Genomic DNA, 1,207 nt, shown 5'->3' with positions numbered 1-1,207 from the left:
CGAACACGGAAGTTAAGCTCTTTAGCGCCAATGGTAGTTGGGACTTTGTCCCTGTGAGAGTAGGACGTTGCCAGGCAATTAATAACGACCCTTATTAGCCTCTTGTAAAAGAGTATAGGGGTTTTTTATTTGGAACATTTATTATAAGTAATGAAAATAACGCTATTCATAGCGCTTATATAGATTTTTTTGGAGGATTAGCTCAGCTGGGAGAGCACCTGCCTTACAAGCAGGGGGTCGGCGGTTCGATCCCGTCATCCTCCACCAGTTTTTCGAGCCATTAGCTCAGTTGGTAGAGCATCTGACTTTTAATCAGAGGGTCGAAGGTTCGAGTCCTTCATGGCTCACCATTTATATTTGTACGCGGGTGTGGCGGAATTGGCAGACGCGCTAGACTTAGGATCTAGTGTCTTATGACGTGGGGGTTCAAGTCCCTTCACCCGCATCTTTATTAATTTCATATATGTGCGGAAGTAGTTCAGTGGTAGAACACCACCTTGCCAAGGTGGGGGTCGCGAGTTCGAACCTCGTCTTCCGCTCCACATATATAAGTCCTGCCGGGGTGGTGGAATTGGCAGACACACAGGACTTAAAATCCTGCGGTAGGTGACTACCGTGCCGGTTCAAGTCCGGCCCTCGGCACCATTTTAATAAGCGCCCGTAGCTCAATTGGATAGAGCGTTTGACTACGGATCAAAAGGTTAGGGGTTCGACTCCTCTCGGGCGCGCCATGAACGGGAAGTAGCTCAGCTTGGTAGAGCACTTGGTTTGGGACCAAGGGGTCGCAGGTTCGAATCCTGTCTTCCCGACCATGAGTACCAGTATCAGTACCATTATGGGGCCTTAGCTCAGCTGGGAGAGCGCCTGCCTTGCACGCAGGAGGTCAGCGGTTCGATCCCGCTAGGCTCCACCAATTTAATAATTGTAACGAATAATATGGCGGTGTAGCTCAGCTGGCTAGAGCGTACGGTTCATACCCGTGAGGTCGTGGGTTCGACTCCCTCCGCCGCTACCATATAAGTTACATTTTATAAATATACGGAGGAATACCCAAGTCCGGCTGAAGGGATCGGTCTTGAAAACCGACAGGGGTGTCAAAGCCCGCGGGGGTTCGAATCCCTCTTCCTCCTCCATTTACATAAAGGCTCGGTAGCTCAGTTGGTAGAGCAAAGGACTGAAAATCCTTGTGTCGGCGGTTCGATTCCGT

10 tRNA genes and 1 rRNA gene are annotated in these 1,207 nt (G+C 50.0%); all 11 read left to right on the top strand.

From position 1 onward, the window contains the following. Nucleotides 1–76 (top strand): 5S ribosomal RNA (gene rrf, locus ACFX4N_RS31140); the annotation flags it as partial. Between the two features lie 115 nt (nt 77–191). Beyond that, nucleotides 192–267 (top strand) — tRNA-Val (locus tag ACFX4N_RS31075). Between the two features lie 7 nt (nt 268–274). Further along, a tRNA-Lys gene (locus ACFX4N_RS31070) sits at nt 275–350 on the top strand. 13 nt (nt 351–363) lie between these two features. Beyond that, nucleotides 364–445 (top strand) — tRNA-Leu (locus ACFX4N_RS31065). A gap of 22 nt (nt 446–467) precedes the next feature. Further along, a tRNA-Gly gene (locus ACFX4N_RS31060) sits at nt 468–542 on the top strand. 14 nt (nt 543–556) lie between these two features. Further along, nucleotides 557–645, top strand: a tRNA-Leu gene (locus ACFX4N_RS31055). 9 nt (nt 646–654) lie between these two features. Then, nucleotides 655–731: transfer RNA gene (locus tag ACFX4N_RS31050), tRNA-Arg, on the top strand. 4 nt (nt 732–735) lie between these two features. After that, a tRNA-Pro gene (locus tag ACFX4N_RS31045) sits at nt 736–812 on the top strand. A 25-nt stretch (nt 813–837) separates the two neighbouring features. After that, nucleotides 838–913: transfer RNA gene (locus ACFX4N_RS31040), tRNA-Ala, on the top strand. Nucleotides 914–938: 25 nt separating this feature from the next. Beyond that, nucleotides 939–1,015: transfer RNA gene (locus ACFX4N_RS31035), tRNA-Met, on the top strand. Nucleotides 1,016–1,040: 25 nt separating this feature from the next. After that, nucleotides 1,041–1,133, top strand: a tRNA-Ser gene (locus ACFX4N_RS31030). Nucleotides 1,134–1,207: the final 74 nt, after the last annotated feature.

It is taken from the genome of Priestia sp. YIM B13551, from assembly GCF_042787905.1.
In the GTDB taxonomy this organism is placed as follows: Bacteria; Bacillota; Bacilli; order Bacillales; family Bacillaceae_H; genus Priestia.
This window is presented reverse-complemented; position numbering and strand designations above follow the sequence as displayed.